General features: G+C 59.8%; 14 protein-coding genes. 12 read left to right on the top strand and 2 right to left on the bottom strand.

The annotated features are described in order from the left end of the window. Window positions 1-29 precede the first annotated feature (29 nt). From arfA to EH240_RS20595, 6 genes are all read left to right on the top strand, one after another. Entirely contained in the window at window positions 30-1,541 is a 1,512-nt protein-coding gene (gene arfA, locus EH240_RS20620; RefSeq protein ID WP_125002006.1) for an arabinosylfuranosidase ArfA, read from the top strand. Between the two features lie 50 nt (window positions 1,542-1,591). Further along, window positions 1,592-2,683 (top strand): ABC transporter ATP-binding protein, encoded by a 1,092-nt coding sequence (locus EH240_RS20615; protein ID WP_125002004.1) that lies wholly within the window; start codon window positions 1,592-1,594, stop codon window positions 2,681-2,683. 19 nt (window positions 2,684-2,702) lie between these two features. Further along, complete coding sequence (locus EH240_RS20610; protein WP_245436231.1) at window positions 2,703-3,620, top strand: carbohydrate ABC transporter permease; 918 nt, start codon at window positions 2,703-2,705, stop codon at window positions 3,618-3,620. After that, on the top strand, window positions 3,617-4,459 hold the full coding sequence (locus tag EH240_RS20605; RefSeq protein WP_125002000.1) for a carbohydrate ABC transporter permease: 843 nt from the start codon (window positions 3,617-3,619) through the stop codon (window positions 4,457-4,459). The genes EH240_RS20610 and EH240_RS20605 overlap by 4 nt, the downstream gene beginning before the upstream one ends. A gap of 93 nt (window positions 4,460-4,552) precedes the next feature. Continuing rightward, window positions 4,553-5,872 carry an ABC transporter substrate-binding protein gene (locus EH240_RS20600; protein WP_125001998.1) on the top strand — a complete coding sequence of 440 codons (1,320 nt, stop codon included), beginning with the start codon at window positions 4,553-4,555 and terminating at the stop codon, window positions 5,870-5,872. A gap of 713 nt (window positions 5,873-6,585) precedes the next feature. Further along, window positions 6,586-7,341 carry a response regulator transcription factor gene (locus EH240_RS20595; protein ID WP_125001996.1) on the top strand — a complete coding sequence of 252 codons (756 nt, stop codon included), beginning with the start codon at window positions 6,586-6,588 and terminating at the stop codon, window positions 7,339-7,341. A gap of 156 nt (window positions 7,342-7,497) precedes the next feature. Here the strand turns inward: EH240_RS20595 and EH240_RS20590 are convergent, their stop codons facing one another. Next, window positions 7,498-8,466 (bottom strand): DNA-directed RNA polymerase subunit omega, encoded by a 969-nt coding sequence (locus EH240_RS20590; protein ID WP_125001994.1) that lies wholly within the window; start codon window positions 8,464-8,466, stop codon window positions 7,498-7,500. Between the two features lie 575 nt (window positions 8,467-9,041). On the opposite strand from EH240_RS20590, the gene EH240_RS20585 reads away from it, so the two are divergent. Next, window positions 9,042-9,722, top strand: coding sequence for a sugar transferase (locus EH240_RS20585; protein WP_245436224.1), 681 nt, complete (start codon window positions 9,042-9,044; stop codon window positions 9,720-9,722). 187 nt (window positions 9,723-9,909) lie between these two features. Here the strand turns inward: EH240_RS20585 and EH240_RS20580 are convergent, their stop codons facing one another. Beyond that, window positions 9,910-10,158 (bottom strand): hypothetical protein, encoded by a 249-nt coding sequence (locus tag EH240_RS20580; protein ID WP_125001992.1) that lies wholly within the window; start codon window positions 10,156-10,158, stop codon window positions 9,910-9,912. Window positions 10,159-10,481: 323 nt separating this feature from the next. Here EH240_RS20580 and EH240_RS20575 point away from each other — a divergent pair, with 323 nt between their 5' ends. From EH240_RS20575 to EH240_RS20555, 5 genes are all read left to right on the top strand, one after another. Then, entirely contained in the window at window positions 10,482-11,762 is a 1,281-nt protein-coding gene (locus EH240_RS20575; RefSeq protein WP_125001990.1) for an O-antigen ligase family protein, read from the top strand. A gap of 364 nt (window positions 11,763-12,126) precedes the next feature. Then, window positions 12,127-12,687: a hypothetical protein gene (locus tag EH240_RS20570; protein ID WP_342634097.1), complete on the top strand. Its 561-nt coding sequence runs from the start codon at window positions 12,127-12,129 to the stop codon at window positions 12,685-12,687. Window positions 12,688-12,695: 8 nt separating this feature from the next. Next, entirely contained in the window at window positions 12,696-13,700 is a 1,005-nt protein-coding gene (locus tag EH240_RS20565; protein WP_125001986.1) for a hypothetical protein, read from the top strand. A 34-nt stretch (window positions 13,701-13,734) separates the two neighbouring features. Then, the gene (locus EH240_RS20560) at window positions 13,735-14,997 is read left to right on the top strand and encodes a PqqD family protein (protein WP_245436230.1); all 1,263 of its coding nucleotides are present in this window, start codon (window positions 13,735-13,737) and stop codon (window positions 14,995-14,997) included. Continuing rightward, window positions 14,988-15,989, top strand: a complete 1,002-nt coding sequence (locus EH240_RS20555; RefSeq protein ID WP_245436222.1) for a nucleotidyltransferase family protein — start codon at window positions 14,988-14,990, stop codon at window positions 15,987-15,989. Before EH240_RS20560 ends, EH240_RS20555 begins: the two co-directional genes overlap by 10 nt. The last annotated feature ends 286 nt before the right edge of the window (window positions 15,990-16,275 follow it).

Genomic DNA, 16,275 nt, shown 5'->3' with positions numbered 1-16,275 from the left:
ATCATTTGTGATATCTTGGGAGGGAATGCATGAAGGCAGCCGTCACGGCGCATCCGCGTTATGTTGTCTCGGAAATCGACCCGAGGCTCTACGGATCCTTTATCGAGCATCTGGGACGCGCAGTTTACACCGGCATCTATGAGCCCGGCCATCCGACCGCAGATGCCAATGGTATGCGTCGGGACGTCATCGATCTCGTTAGGGAACTCAACATTTCGATAGTCCGCTATCCCGGCGGCAATTTTGTGTCCGCTTACAATTGGGAAGACGGCGTCGGCCCCAAGCACGAGCGCCCGGTACGCCTCGACCTCGCCTGGCACACGTCGGAAAGCAATGAAGTCGGCTTGCATGAATTTGCCGATTGGTGCGCCTCCGCCAACACCGAGATGATGCTCGCCGTCAATCTCGGCTCGCGTGGCCTCGATGAGGCCCGCAACTTTCTGGAATACACCAATCATCCCGGTGGCAGTGAGTGGAGCGACAAGCGTATCGCCAATGGCCGCAAGGAGCCCTTCGACGTCAAGCTCTGGTGCCTCGGCAACGAAATGGACGGCCCGTGGCAGATCGGCCACAAGACCGCCGACGAGTACGGCCGCCTGGCCCATGAGACCGCCAAGGCGATGCGCGCCTTTTCCAAGTCGCTCGAACTCGTCGTCTGCGGCTCTTCGAATGCCAAGATGCCGACCTATCCAGAATGGGAGGCGACGGTTCTCGACCACACCTACAACGAGATCGACTACATCTCGCTGCACATGTATTTCGACAACGAAGCCAATGACGCGCCGAACTATCTCGCGATGAGCGAGAAGCTCGACGACTACATCGCCTCGGTCGCCGGCGTCATCGCCTATGTCAAGGCCAAGAAGCGCTCCAGCAAGCAGGTCTACATCTCGTTCGACGAATGGAACGTCTGGTACCATTCCAAGGAAAAGGACAAGAAGATCCTCGGCGGCAATGACGGCTGGCCCTTCGCCCCGCCGTTGCTCGAAGACATCTACAATTTCGAGGACGTGCTGCAGGTCGGCCTGATCCTCAACACCTTCATCCGCCGTTCCGACGTGGTCAAGATTGCCTGCCTGGCGCAACTGGTCAACGTCATCGCGCCGATCATGACCGTTGCGAATGGTCCGGCTTGGCGCCAGACGATCTTCTATCCGTATCTATTTGCCTCGCTCTACGGCCGCGGCAATGCGCTGGATCTCAAGGTGGAAAGCCCGACCTACAAGTCCATCGTGGCGGGCGACGTATCCTATGTCGACGTCACCGGCGTGCATGACACGAAGACCGGCCATGTCACTTTCTTTGCCGTCAACCGCCATTCGAGCGAGGCAATCGAAACCGTGATCGATGTCGCCGGCTTCGGCGCGGCTGACATTGCAGATTACCAGGTGATGACGCACGCGGATCTGAAAGCCGTCAATTCGGCCGAAAATCCCGGCAATGTCGTTCCCAAGAAAGGGTCGGGCGCCTCGGTGGCTGGCGGCAAGCTGAGCCTGTCGCTGCCGGCCTATTCCTACCAGATGATCCGCCTCAAGGTCTGACTTCGGGCGCGCATTATCGAAAAGTGCATGCGCTGAGGAGGAGCGTCGACGTGACGGCCGATATCGAAATCAGGAATGTCAGCAAGCAGTTCGGTGCCATGTCGGTGCTGGAGGATCTGTCGCTGTCCATCAAGGCACGCGAATTCGTCGTGTTCCTTGGACCGTCCGGCTGCGGGAAGTCGACGCTTCTGCGAATGATTGCAGGCCTCGAAACCGTCGATAGCGGCGAGATCGCCATCAACGATCAGCGCATCGATCATCTGCCGCCGGGCAAACGCGGCATTGCCATGGTGTTTCAGTCCTATGCGCTTTATCCGCATATGACCGTGCGCGACAACATGGCCTTCGGGCTTCAGAATATCGGCATATCACGGCAGATCATCGACGCGCGGATCAACGAAGCCTCCCGCATCCTCGAAATGCCACACTTGCTCGATCGCAAGCCGGGCCAGCTCTCCGGCGGCCAGCGCCAGCGCGTCGCCATCGGCCGTGCGATCGTCAAGGAGCCGAAGGCCTTCCTATTCGATGAGCCGCTCTCCAATCTCGATGCGGCTTTGCGCACCCGCACCCGCATCGAACTTGCCCAGCTTCACCAACGCCTGCAATCGACAATGATCTTCGTCACTCACGATCAGGTCGAGGCAATGACGCTCGCCGACCGCATCGTCGTCATGAACAATCGCAAAATCGAACAGATCGGCTCTCCCATGGAGATCTACGATCGCCCCGCGACCAAATTCGTTGCGGGCTTCGTCGGTGCGCCGGCGATGAACTTTGTCGATGCGACACTCGACAGATCGGGCGGCAACACCAAGGTCAAATTTGCCGGCGGCATATCGGTCCAGACCGAGATCGCGTCCAACCTGCTGGCCGATAGCAATTACACCTTCGGCATCCGTTCGGAAGACGTTCGCGTCGTCCCCGCCGGGCACGGCGATGCCGATGGCGTGGTCGATGTGCTCGAGCGGCTCGGCGAACGCACCTTGATCTACGCAAGGCTCGGTGATGGCCTGCAGATCGTCGGCTCGGATGTCGGCAACAGCAGCGTCACGGTCGGCCACAAGGTTGGGCTCGCCTTCGACGGCAAGAAATCGCATCTGTTCAGCGAGGCTGGCCGCGCCTGGCACGCAGGGGAGGCCTGATATGGCTGACCAGTTGGCGATGCCGCACACCGCGACGCCGGCCGCGAGCGTCAGAACCCCAAGCGCCGATATCTACGCGCCGCAATGGCGAAACGTCATTTTCGTCGCGCCATTCCTGTTCTTCTTCACGACGCTGCTGCTGTTCCCGCTGCTGTGGGGGATCTGGCTGAGCTTCCACAAGGCCGACACGTTCTCGTCCGGAAATTTTGTCGGTCTCGGCAATTACGTCAGGCTCTATCACGACAAGGTCTTCCTGCAATCGATCTGGAACACCTTCTATTTCGTGCTTCTGACGGTGCCGACGCTGGCGCTGATCGGCCTTTTTCTGGCGCTTTGCCTCAACCGCCGGACGCGTACCGCCGCGGTGCTGCGGACGCTGTTCTTTTCCTCCTCGGTGCTGTCGGTCACCATCGTCACGCTGATCTGGCGCATCGTCTTCATTCCGAATGTCGGCCTGCTGTCGACGATCTACGGCTGGTTCGGCGCGACCGCCCCGGCGTTCATTTCCAATCCCAGCCTTGCGATGATCGGTATCGCCATTGCCACCCTCTGGTGGTGCATCGGCCTGCCGATGATGCTCTTTCTGTCGGCGCTGCAGCAGATCCCGCGTGATATTTACGAAGCGGCAGCGCTCGACAATGCCAATCGCTGGCAGACGTTGCGCTCGATCACGCTGCCGTCGATCAAACGCACTTTCGTCCTGGTGGTCATTATCCAGATCGTGCTGCAGTTCCAGCTGTTCGGCCAGGCCTGGCTGATGACGCGCGGCGGTCCGAACAACCTGACCAAGCCGATCGTTCTCTACATCTATGACACCGCGTTCCGTCGCTGGGATCTGGGCATGGGTGCTGCGGCGTCGGAAATCCTGTTCATCCTCATCCTTGTCGCGGCCATGGCCCAGTATCTCGTCGCACGCAACAAGGGAGACCGGGCATGAGTATTACCGCCATCAAGGGAAGGGCATTTGGCGACCGCGTCCTGTTGGCCCTCGTCATCCTGCTGTCGATCGTGATGATCGCGCCGGTTCTGTGGGTCATCGGCCTGTCGCTCAAGGAAAACGCCGAGCTGATGGCCAACCCCAATTCTGTGTTTCACGCGCCCTATACGCTCAGGAATTACGTCAACACCGTCGGCACGTCGTCGGTTTTCCTTTGGGTGGGTAACAGCATCATCGTCTCGGGCGGGTTGACACTCGGCACGCTGATCTTGTCGTCGCTCGCCGGTTACGGCTTTGCACGGCTGAACTTCCCCGGCCGAGACGTCCTGTTCGTCATCGTGCTTTTCGGTCTGGCGGTTCCCGAACAGGCCGTGCTTGTGGCCCGCCACCAGATCTTCAGCATACTGAAGTTCCACAACACTTATCCCGGGCTCATTCTCCCAGGCCTGTCGGCTTCGTTCGGCGTCTTCCTGATGACCCAGTATTTCAAGGCCATCCCGAAGGAGCTGGACGAAGCCGCCATGCTGGACAATGCCAGCCGGTTCAGGATTTTCTGGAAAGTGCTTCTGCCGCTCACGGTGCCTGCACAGGCAACCCTCGGCATCTTCACCTTCCTCGGCGCGTGGAACGACTACTTGTGGCCGCTGATCTCGGCGACAAACAAGGAAATGTACACGCTGACCGTCGGCATGGCATCGACACAGACCAATTTCGCCCAGTCTGAAGGCATCGGCTTCCTGATGGCGCAGGCGGTGTTCGCCGGCGCGCCAATCCTGATCGTCTACCTCTTCTTTCAGAAATACATCGTCACGGCCGTCTCTGGCGCTGCGGTGAGATAACGAAAATTGCCAGGAGGCGGGGGAGTGTCCCGCAGCGATTGAAGCAAAGCCAGTCCAGGGTGGAGTGGCCGAAACTCAGTAGGAGGAACTGACATGACAATGAGGAAAATGCTGTTTGCCGCGGTCTCTGCTGGCGCAATGGCGCTCGCAAGCCCAAGCCTTGCGGCGACGGAACTGACCGTACAGCGCTTTTTCGGTGCTTGCGATGCCGATTTCGGCACCAACACCGATGTCGGCAAGGCCGTCGGCGAATGCGGCATCATCACCTCGCTGATCAACAAGTTCAACGCCGACAATCCCGATGTGCATGTCAACGTCGCCACCGTGGAATGGCCGGGCTATGACCAGCTGACCGCGCAGTTCGCTTCGGGCGACGCCCCAGACATTGTCACTATCCATGAATCCGCGCTTTCGGACTACCAGTCCAAGGGGCTGCTGATGCCGCTCGACGATCTCTTGAAGTCCGTCGGCGTGACACCTGATGCCTTCACGGACGCGGCGCGCAACGGCGCCGCCAAAGACGGCAAGATCTACGGCCTGCCGATCGACAGCTGGACGATGCTCTATCACATCAACATGGATCTCTTCAAACAAGCCGACCTGGTCAATGCCGACGGCACACCGATCCTTCCGAAGTCGCCGGAGGAACTGCTCGCCCAGGCCGAACAGTTCAAGCAGAAGACCGGCAAGCCTTATTTCGTTCAGAATCTGGCCAATGAGACTGCACTCTACACGCGCAATCTCTACACCTATCTCTTCCAGCAGAACTCCGACTTCTTTGCCGATCCGAAGCATGTGAAGCTGAATACGCCGGAAGCCAAGAAGGTCGTCGAGATGTACAAGGCGATCTTCGACAAGGGGTACACCACCAAGGACCTCGACTACGGCGGCGCGATCAATGCCTTCCTTGCCGGCGAAGGTGGCGTCCAGCTTAACGGCACGTGGGTTGTCGGTGACAACAACGCCCAGTCCGAGACCAAGGGAACCGCGCTCAACAAGGACGGCTATGCGGTCTACCCGTATCCGCAACTGTTTGGCGGCGCCCACGCGCAATATGCCGACGGCCACACCTGGGCAGTCTCACAGAAGGACCGCACGCCCGAACAGACCGCGGCCATCGGCAAGTTCCTGAAGTTCTTCGCCGACAACGACTTCGATTGGTCGCGAACCGGTCACCTGCCGGCATACAAGGCCATCATTGCATCGGAGGCCTTCAAGGCTCTGCCGCATCGCAACACGATTACCGCAGTCGCCGACCTCGGCAAGCCGTTGCCGTCTGCCGTGCAGCGCCAGTTTGCGATCCAGGACATTATCGGCGAAGAGATGAGCGCTGCAATTACTGGGCAGAAGGACATCGATGCCGCACTTGCCGACATGGAAAGCCGCGTCAACGAATTGCTTGCCAACATCTGACCACAGGTTTCCCGGGAGTTCTCCCGACGCCCCGCGGCTGGAAACAGTCGTGGGGCTTTTTCCGTCAGATGATGAAGTGAGACCGTCGATTGCATCCAATAATATGCGGCGCAAAGCCGCCGTTCACCTTATGCAATGCACGAGTCGGATTGGGTGAGAACGGCTGGTTCAAGGGAAAGTTTGTGGGGCGTTAAGGCGCCCAAAATAGGGGAACAAGGCTGCTGCTGCGGCCAAAAAGAAAACCCCGGCTGCAGCGGTTGGGTGGGGGACACTGGCAGCCGAGGTCAATGGGTTTTCTAGAAAGTGTGGCGCCGTTTCCTCCAAATCGCAAATCTCCACTCTCAGGTCGAGGCGGGCTCGCGCGCAGCCTTAGGATGCCGGATGGCATCGCTGCAATTTCAGGTTGTCATCCTTTCGGCTATGTTAGCCACCTAAGATATAATTACCAATTTGTTAACCCGGATTAATGCGCCTTTTCCACAGCATCGTAGTATGCATATGAGGCTGGATTACCTCAATGGAGCGGGGATGCCATACGTCCGTATGTTGGGCCGGCGTATGCACTACTCCTTGAATCTATTCCTCAGTTAAGCACCTAGTCGCCCGACACACGGTAAACGAGCGTATCAGTTCATGCCTCTGACAAGCTTTTGCGAGGGCGCGAGACAAAAAGGGGGAGCAAGCAAGGTCAGCGGCGGAGAGGAGTAAAGGCGATGGGACATCCTCAAATTTCCGATTCTTGGAAGGACGCAACGGGGTTACAGAACGGGCATCTGACGGACGTGAATGGGTTCAGCACGTCCGATCTCGAAGAAGGACATCCGACCGAGGGCTTGGTCGTAATTGTCGACAAGCGAGCACTCGAGCGCGAATGCCTTGCTCGAGGGCTTATCGAACACAATCCCGCTTTGCGCGTTAGCGCCGTAGGATCTCTTGACGAGATCGAGCACGTTGCCGGCGGGGCCGAGCCATCCGCCATTCTCGTTATTCTCGGGGCCAGAAAGGTTACCGACCAGAGCGTTCGGGCGGAACTTGCGCACCTCATCTCCAAAGTTGGAGCCGTACCCGTAATCGTCGTGGTGGATTCCGACGAGCCAGGGGAGATACTTGCAGCTCTCGAATGCGGCGCCCGTGGCTACATTCCCACGAGTGTTAAGGTGAAGGTCGCTGCCGAGGCTATTGCTCTCGCTCGCGCCGGAGGGATCTTCGTGCCCGCCAGCTGCGTGCTGGCGCTTCGCGAGATCATCCATTCGACCGCTAACGGTATCCGCCCGCTTGCCGGCATGTTCACCTTGCGCGAGGCCGCGGTCGTGGAGGCGCTCAGGAAAGGCAAGGCTAACAAGATAATTGCCTATGAGCTCAACCTTTGCGAGAGCACCGTCAAGGTCCATATCCGCAACATCATGAAAAAATTGAAAGCCACGAACCGCACGGAGGTAGCCTACAAGCTTAGACAGATGATGCTTTGAAGGCTGCCCAGGACCCTGGCGCCCCAGCAATACAACTTCTGGGCGCCAATGCCTCGATTTGGAGGCGGACCTCTTTCAGGTCCGCCGCTCCCATCTGAGGTCCGGAAGCTGGATGCTCCCCCGCGGCCGTTGATACGTATGCGCTCGGGCTGGTGTTCAGGAATGTTCCCGGTCGAGCATCTCGAAGCCTGCCTTCACGAGAAATCCGATACTGTCTCCCCCCAACTCCGCATTGCGATATGCGGCTTCGGCGGTTTTCAGGCCTCCGGTCAGTCTGCGGATCACCGGAGCCGCTCCGAGTATCTCAAGCGGCAGGCCCAGCTCGCCGCGGATGGGACGCTTCGGCGGCCAAACCTTGAGGCCGAAATAGCTGGCGGCCGAGCGGTCGATCCCGCCGCTGAACTGCACCAGCAGCGTCTGGCGCGATCTCCTGGCGATACGGCCCAGGCTGTTGATGTCCATTGGTGGTTTGGCGGAAGGCCGCATCGCGACAATGATCACCTCCCATGCATCGTCGGTCAGGAGCACCGGATGCGAAAAAACACCAACTCTTGCCCCACGCTCGCCGAGCATATGCTCGAGGAAAGGCGCGCAGGGCGTGTCGCAGACGATGGCGAAACTCACGGCACGCTGATCAACGCCGGCATCGTCAAGCAAGAGCCGGCATAACCGCGCGAATTCCGGCAGCAGGTCTATGGCCGGATGGCTGAGATTTGGAGCGGCAACCTTGATGCCGGCCTCGTCACAGGCCTCAAAGTCCAAAACGCCTGGCCGAAGCTCCCAAGGCTCAGCCATGAGCGAAACAACCGCGTGAGAGGGCAAGAGCTCGATGAGCGATCTGGAAATCGGCCCGACTTGCGGACAATTCGTGATGATGTCGACGTCCTGCCACCTGCGGCTTTCGATGCGGTTTGTCACCTCCACGCGTTCGGCGACCCTGGCGTATTCGGCAAATGCCACCGTCGCATCTGCGGCTGGGGCCAGGCTCGGATGTCTGGAGGATACGCGCGTGAGTGCAATGACACGGTCGGCATTGGCGAGCGCCGCGGCTGTCGCAGCCACCGCTTGGTATCCCGTTGCAGCGCCAACGACCACGGTGAGGGCGGAGAGATCGAGATCGAGCAAAGCTATTTGCCTGCGAGCGATAGCAAGTGTTTCCGCACGGTCCATCTCGGGAACATGACGAGCGGTCGGTCTGTCACGGGACCAAGGATTCAGAATGGGCGCCACGTTGCGTGCTCTCCAATCTCAGACCGGCTGGCATTCCTTGATGCGGAAGATCTACCCGTCGGATCTCGTCTGAACGCGACGCGCGCATGCATTTCTTGCGTTGCATTGCCAGGCGGCTTTGCCGGCTTGAGCATTCGGCAAAAGTGGCCCCGGACATTCTCTCCGCATCCTCGCCACGAGAGTAAGGGCCCGAATTTAGTCGGCGCTCTCGACCGCCGGTGCCGAACCAGTTCCAATTCGTCGATCACGCAATACAGTCGAACTTGCCCAAACTGCTACTGCAGAAAAAGGGTGCCCTGTGATACGCCGTTTGATCAGAAGGCCTATCGACTCCGCGCCAGCAATGCGCGGATCAGGCTAAGGGCGTACCAACGCCAGATACGCCGATACCTCCTTTGCGGCTCTTGCCGAGAACGAGCCGCCGCTGTGAAGTCGAGTGGTAAAACCAGCCGTGTTCCATGGCGAAACTCATGACAATCAGCGCATTTGACATGAACTCCCGCAGGCCCGGAGTCGGCGTCGGCCAAAACCGTCGCCCGCTTGGCGGCCGGTCCAAGAGGATCATGGACGTGACGGTCGCATCGATCGCGCTTGTCCTTGCCGCTCCGATCATGCTGGTGGTTGCCATCTTGATATTGGTGACCGACGGTGGACCGGCGATATTCTCCCACACCCGGGTCGGCTTCAACGGCAAGCGTTTCGCCTGCTACAAGTTCAGAACCATGGTCGCCAACTCCGAGCAGGTTCTGGCAAACTATCTTGCGAGCAATCCCGAAGCCGCCGAGGAGTGGGAGCAGAATTTGAAATTCAGGAACGATCCGCGCATCACATTGCTGGGGCACGTCCTCAGGAAGTCGAGCCTGGACGAGTTGCCTCAGCTCATCAACGTGCTGCGCGGCGATATGAGTTGCGTCGGCCCTCGGCCGGTCGTCCCCGACGAACTGCAACGTTACGGCGCCTGTGCGATCGATTACCTTCGAACCCGGCCCGGGCTGACCGGCCTATGGCAAGTGACGGGCAGAGACGCAATAGATTATCCCAGCCGCGTCTCTATCGACAGCCGCTACGTGCGAAACTGGTCCATATGGGCCGATGTCGTCATTCTCATTCGGACGGTCTTCGCCGTGATGAGATTCGATCATGCGTCTTGACTAAAGCGCGTCGCAGCGAAACGGATTCAGGCGACGCGCTTTAAGTCCTTGTTTTGATGCATGTCGTTCTCCCAAAACCGCTGCGCAATTTTGGGCGACATGTATCAGCGAGAAAGGCAGCGAGCCTTGGCGGCATGGCCGCGTCGAATACGTCCGGCGCCGGCGACAACACGGCAGCCGCGGTCCGTCATTGCTCATGGGTGAGGCCGCGACGCCACACGACGCCAAGGAAGACGCCGAGCAGGTAGGCGCCCTGCAGCGTGACAACGAAAAGCAGGATCGAAAGCAGACGGTCCCAATCAAGCAAGCTGCCGATGCCGCCCGCAACGGCGCCGACCAGGACAATCACCGCGGTCGTAACGATGAGCGCCGGTGCTCGAAGACGAAATCCGAGCAAAATGCCGATCCCGCCGACGGCGATTAGGCCCCAAAGCACGGCGTTCTCCTATGGTGTGGAAGACTCAGTGTGCCACGCCCAAGTCTCCCACATCTGAGAATCCGTACCAACACCCAATGCGGTTGCACTGCCTGACCGGCTCTGATCATGCGGCCGGAATCGCCGTGCCGCCGCCGCTTGCACAAAAGGCGTAGGACACCTTCTCCCAATGACGCTTTTTCGCTCATTTCCTTGTCTATTCGCTCAGCCTACGCTGCTCATGAAATAGGTACGCGGAATATTCACCCGCGGTGCGGCAGCGCGCCTTGAATCCCGCATTGGTGCGCAGTTGCTGCATAGCGCTTTGAGCGTGACGTCCATCTATGCTGCAGGCATCCATTCTTTTGCTTATCGTATCGATATGGTTCCCTGGCGCCACTCGGATTGCAGGGACCGATGGCTCGCTTTCCTTCCTGCTCGCTCTGTTCTGCGCCCTGGTCAGCGTCGTTGCCTATGCCGAAACGGCAAGACGCCTTCATCGGGCCGAAGCGGCCTTGGCGACTGCCGTTCTGGCGACATCCGGTTGCATCATCGTTCTGTCGCTGCTGTCGATGCTCTACGCAGACAATCCGATCAGAACGATGCGCGCGGTTTTCGCGCAGGTGTTTGGCTTCGCCATTATTCCAGCGGTCGCAGCGCTCTCCACGAGGCCCGGTGGTTCCGTGGCCATCGACAGGATTTTGGGAGCGATGATCGCAATGAGCGTTGTGACATCCTGCCTTGTCACAATCGGGCTGGGCGACGCCAGATTCGTCGATCGGGCGGAAGGCTATTTCAAACATGCCAACCAGCTCGGGATCGCCCTGTCGGCAGTTTTGCCGCTCATCGCCGCGAAGCTGGTCGCTTCTCGCCGGCACCGGGTTCTCCTCTTGGGCTGCCTCGCCGCGGTTCTCGTGGGCTTGATGAAATCGGGGTCAAAGACAAACTTCGTTCTCGGCGTTGCCGGCCTGGGAATGTTCTTCGGGCTGTACAGCATCTATCTGGTCCGGAGAAAGCAAAGTCCCCTAACAGTGATCCTTGGGACCATTTCTGCTCCGATATTGTTCGAGGCGAGCTTGATGACATTGCAGTTCCTCAATCCACGGGCCTACAGGCTGCTGTCACTTCAGCTTTCCGGCGGTGAGGCGCATTCGGTCGTGTCCAGACAGCGACTGTGGTCCATATCAATCGATCTGGGCCTGTCGCATCCGTTCATGGGAGTGGGGGCAGGGCAGCCGGTGGGCAACATCGCTCCCCATAGCCACAACCTTTTCATCGACTACTTCAGAACGTTGGGCGTGCCCGGCGCCGCGCTGGTGATAGCCGTCGTCGTGCTGGTTTTGGCGTATGTGGTCAGCGCGGTTCTTCGCACATTGGTCGACAATGGCAGGGGCGAGCGGGCGACGGAAGTGAACGTGATGGTGCTCGGAACGTCGGTTTCCGTGTGGAACTACATCGTCGCAAACCAGATGAGCGATTCCTTCGGGCCATCAACCGCGGCTTTCTTCTGGCTGCCGCTCGCTTTGCTCATATTCTACCGCGGCATGCAACGATCACTGCAGACCGATCCTGTAAAGAATCCAAAGGTCTATGCCGGGACCGGATCTCAGCTATTCGAATATTGAAATATCTTCCTCGGATATTCTTCCTGGTTTCTTCGGTCTTGCAAGAGATCACCTTTCAACCTGAAATCCCCACCTTATCATCTGAAAGCCAATGACTTCGCACACGGTTGGTCACCTGGCGGCAAGCCTCCCGCCAAGCGTCGAAGCACACGCGCTTCGAACAGACATTCGGTTTGTGGAGTTCTTTGGTCTGCCCGGGGTCGGAAAGACAACCACCTCCAGGCTGTTGGCGAACAGCTTGCGACGGCGTGGCCCGCTGGTAGGCGAGGTGCGAATAGCGTGGGAAGGAAGAACATTCATCGAGAGGCAGATATATAGAATCGGCGTCGTCGCCCCTCGATTTCTAGATCGGGAGTTTCGCTCCTTGTTTACCCGAATTGCCCGCTTCGTCGTCGAAAGCAGGCAAGCATCGCTCCTTGATGCTGTCAGGCTTGTCTGGAATCTTGTCGGCTTGGTTGCATTTATCCAGCAGGAGAGGTCAAGACGGAATTCGATCATTATAATGGATCAGGGGTTGCTGCAGGGTTTCTGGTCCGTCTTTTTGAAGAGCAAGTGCCGAAAAACATCCGAGAAGTGGCTGGATATGCTTTCTACCCTTGGGGTGCATGACATGGTTTTTGTCCACCTGCGCAGCGAGACCGGCATCGCCAGAGACCGGCTCCAGACCAGGGGCGATCGCTCCTCACGGCTGCAACGGACATCCCCGGAAAGCGATCCTGATCTCTGGTCGGCGGCGGATCGTGCTTGCCGCGAGATGGCGGCGGCCCTTGAGCGGTCAATGGGAACGGAAGATCACATCGGCGTGCTGGCGGCGGTCGACGTCGAAATGTTTGCCTCGCCCGAAGACGTGGCCGAGAGAGCGCTCGAGGCGGTGCTTTTGGCCTGTCTCGACCGGCATCGGCTATGCGATTCTCCCGGTCAATGAGCATGAGAATGGACCGCCGTTCATTCATGGGCCTCGCTGGCCTGTATCCCGTGTTCGCCCTGTTGCCAGGCTCGTGCCAGGCGGAGGGCGGACTGACGCCGGGAGGCAAGCAGCTCGTTCTGGCGGGTGAGCATGGCTACGAACAACAATCGATTCGAAACCTCGAAGCCGGAGCAACAATCGACGCTCGGAATGCTTCCTTCACAGTTGCCAACAGCAGAAACACCGATCCCAGCGCGATGATGAGCTGCGACGAAGGAACCTTGCCGGTCAATCGCTATCCCGTCGTGATCCGCAATTGCCCCGGCGTTCGCTTCATAGGGGGCCGCTTCGACGGCCAGGTGCCGCTAACCTCCGATTGGCGCGACACCTATTGCAACAGCGCGGCCCTGCTTGTCAGGGACGGAAGCGCCAATGCGACAATAGAGGACGTCCGGGCGCGCCGCTGCTGGGACGGCGTGCGTTTCGCCGAGCGGGCCGACGGCTTCCGCTTGAAAGGCTGCTGGCTCAGCGAAATCAGGGATGATGCGGTCGAGAACGACTATCTCCTCAGCGGCATTGTCGAAGATTGCCTGTTCGACGGATGTTTTTCGGGGATCAGCCTGGACCCTGCATCAAACGAACGGGACGGAACACGGGAAACCGTGCGGATCGACCGAACCCTCATCCGTATGCATGCCTTTCTCTCCAAGGGCGAAATCACACATCAGGCACCGATCAAAGCCGTCGATCAGTCACCCAGGCTGAGGATCACAGGATCGGTTTTTGCACTGGCTTCGGCAAATATGCGCGGGTTCCGTCGCCTTGAAAGAACCTGGCGGCTGGCGATTGAAAGCGGGGACAACATGTTGCTGTGGCTGCCCGACGAGCCAATGCCGTCCGCATTGCCGCTGCCGCCGTCCGGTTTCAGGGTGCTGACGGGAGCTGACGCGCGCGAATTCTGGAACAAGGCGCATCTCCAGTGGATCGCGGCACATCAGAACGTGGCCCGGTTCTCCGACGAAGCGCTGTGAGCGGTTGCATCCGTCGGCGAGCTGATTGGACAAAATGGAAGTCCTGCCGAAATGGGCATTGCCGCATCACCCGTTGAACACGCCTGCTTTGCAACAACAGCTTGGACCGTCATCGCGTTTCGGCAGACGGGGAGGGGGCTATCCGATGAATCAGCCCGAGGCGGCTAACAGAACGGCGGCGCTCGGCTCCGTCGCTCACAGCCGTGCGACGTTTGTGACCCAGGGGCGGCTGGCACGCGTCAGGGGACAAAATATCCTGTTCAGTCCATCCCGGCAGGCCATTTTCGCCGTCAACGATACTGCTGCCGAGATCTGGCGCTCCCTGGAAGGAGGCATGCCGCTGGACGCTATCTCGGGCGAGATGGCGCGCGCTGGCGTTGATAGGCTTGAGGCAAACAGGCACGTCGAGGCTGCGCTGAGGGATTGGCAACGGCTGAGCCTGATACGGCCCCACGCGCCGTTGTCCGCGTCAGCTCAAGAGGCTGTGAGCCAGGTGGTCGCCATCGCGGGCCTCAACATGCGCATCGTCTACCCGGCGGCCTGCGCTTTTCCCGCGATCGCCGTATTCCGGCATCTCGAGGTCCGAAGCGAGACTGCCGACGTTCTGCTGCAGCTGGTCGAGCATGAAGGGCGGGTCCACTTGTTCCGGGATGGCGACTGGGTTTTCTCCTGCTCGCCCGACGAACTGCCCGTCATGCTGAAAGGGCAATTGCTGATCGAGGTTCTCGATCGCGGCGCCTACGAGCTTGCTCTGCACGCGGCTGCGCTTCTCAGAAATGAACGCATCGTGCTTCTTTGCGGCAACCCGGGCGCAGGCAAGACGACGCTGACCCTGGCGTTGATGCATGCCGGGTTCGGTTTCGCTTCTGACGATGTCACGCTGCTGGACTCCCGGGGGCACGGCGTGGGTCTGCCGTTTGCCCCCGCCGTCAAGGCGGGAGCATGGCCGCTTCTGGCCGAATACTACGCCGACCTCGATGCTGTTCCGGTCTGTCGCCGACCGGACGGCAGGCGTGTTCGGTTTGCCGTGCCCAAGGAGTTCGTGCCGCGCCCGCCCGCGCCAATCGGCTGCGTGATCCAGCTCCGTCGAAGCCGCGACGCGAAGGCTTGCCTGGAGCCGATCGAGCCAGCCAGCGCATTGCGCGTCCTGCTCAACGGCGCGTCCGCACGCGGCCAAGAGCTGAGCGGCACCGCCTTCGACATGCTGACCCAAGTCATCGGATCGGCGGGCACCTATTGCCTGACCTATTCGAAGCTCGATGATGCGGTAGAGCTGATCACGAAAGCATGCCGATGACGCGCAGGGGCAACGCGCTTCAGGCGCTGATCGCCGGGCTTCGCGGCAGTCCGGCCGACAGGACCGACTGGCATGCTGTGATTGCCCTGGCCAATCGCACGCTGCTCACGCCAGACTTGTTCTCGTCGCTCAAACGTGCCGGCCAGATCCACCGATTGCCGCAGGATGTGCGCGAGTATCTTCGGTTCGTTCACGACTGCAATCGGGAACGGAACCTGCGCTTGCGCGCCCAACTGCTCGAAGCCGTTGCAGCCCTTAATCGCCATGGCATCGTTCCGCTCCTGCTCAAGGGAGCGGTCCCCCTTTTCCTTTCACCGGCCCGCCGGGCTCCCAGCCGGATGACGAGTGACCTCGATCTGGCCGTGGAGCCGGGCGAAGAGGCGGCTGCCCAAGCCTGTCTTGAAGAGCTCGGCTACGTCGAGGTGGCGCGTGGCCGAGGCATGGTTCGTCAGCAGGACGCCGGAATGCTGGAGCTCCGGGCGCGCCGGGCGAATGGCTTTGACCCGCCAAGGCTCGTCCAGCGAAACGGTCTGCGGGTGAATATTCCGCCTGCCCAGGCTCGGGCCCTGCACTGGATCGTGCACGACCTGCTTAAGGAGGGGGACTACTGGCGCGGAAGGATTGACCTCAGGCATCTTCATGACCTGGCACAATTGGCGAAAAGCGACCAGGTGGACTGGACGGCATTGCAGGCATCCATGTCGGATCGAGGCGCCCGCAATGCGCTGGACACCCAGCTGCTGGCCTTGCATCACTTCTTCGGAATCAGGATTCCCGCCAAATGCGCACGGCGGCCGATCGTCCGTTTCCAGCACTGGAGGCGCATCTTCACGGCAACTCACCCGATCATCGGCGCTCCGTTGCGCCTGGCCGGCAATTTGACGTGGGGCACATGGCGGTTTCTACGTGCCGACGGCTCGTCGCGAGGAGGCTCGTCCGATGTCGCGCGGCGCATCGCTCGCACGCTCTTGATCCCAAGCGCGAAAATCTAAGCCTTTTGGTGAACTGGCACACGTGTATCGGGAAGCATAAACTGGCTGTGGAATTCTGAAACACTTATGGGGAGGATTGTCATGCCAACCGAAAGTACAAAACGCTCGGAACGGACGCAGGAAACCCTGGTTTCGGAGGCTCAGGCGCGCCGGGACTTTCTCAAGAAGGCAGGGCGTTTTGCGGCGGTGACTCCACCGGCCATAACGCTTCTGCTCGGCACAAGCTTGAACTCCAGGGCGATCGCCAAATCGGGAGGAACACGCCCGGGCAATGGCTGGGGTGACA

The organism is Mesorhizobium tamadayense, assembly GCF_003863365.1.
GTDB lineage: Bacteria > Pseudomonadota > Alphaproteobacteria > Rhizobiales > Rhizobiaceae > Mesorhizobium > Mesorhizobium tamadayense.
This window is presented reverse-complemented; position numbering and strand designations above follow the sequence as displayed.

Coding starts and splice junctions, on each gene's coding strand:
- arfA (WP_125002006.1), top strand. CDS start 30: ATGAAGGCAGCCGTCACGGCGCATCCGCGTTATGTTGTCTCGGAAATC.
- EH240_RS20565 (WP_125001986.1), top strand. CDS start 12,696: ATGGACCGCCGTTCATTCATGGGCCTCGCTGGCCTGTATCCCGTGTTC.
- EH240_RS20575 (WP_125001990.1), top strand. CDS start 10,482: ATGCTGCAGGCATCCATTCTTTTGCTTATCGTATCGATATGGTTCCCT.
- EH240_RS20600 (WP_125001998.1), top strand. CDS start 4,553: ATGACAATGAGGAAAATGCTGTTTGCCGCGGTCTCTGCTGGCGCAATG.
- EH240_RS20555 (WP_245436222.1), top strand. CDS start 14,988: ATGCCGATGACGCGCAGGGGCAACGCGCTTCAGGCGCTGATCGCCGGG.
- EH240_RS20560 (WP_245436230.1), top strand. CDS start 13,735: ATGGAAGTCCTGCCGAAATGGGCATTGCCGCATCACCCGTTGAACACG.
- EH240_RS20595 (WP_125001996.1), top strand. CDS start 6,586: ATGGGACATCCTCAAATTTCCGATTCTTGGAAGGACGCAACGGGGTTA.
- EH240_RS20585 (WP_245436224.1), top strand. CDS start 9,042: ATGACAATCAGCGCATTTGACATGAACTCCCGCAGGCCCGGAGTCGGC.
- EH240_RS20605 (WP_125002000.1), top strand. CDS start 3,617: ATGAGTATTACCGCCATCAAGGGAAGGGCATTTGGCGACCGCGTCCTG.
- EH240_RS20610 (WP_245436231.1), top strand. CDS start 2,703: ATGCCGCACACCGCGACGCCGGCCGCGAGCGTCAGAACCCCAAGCGCC.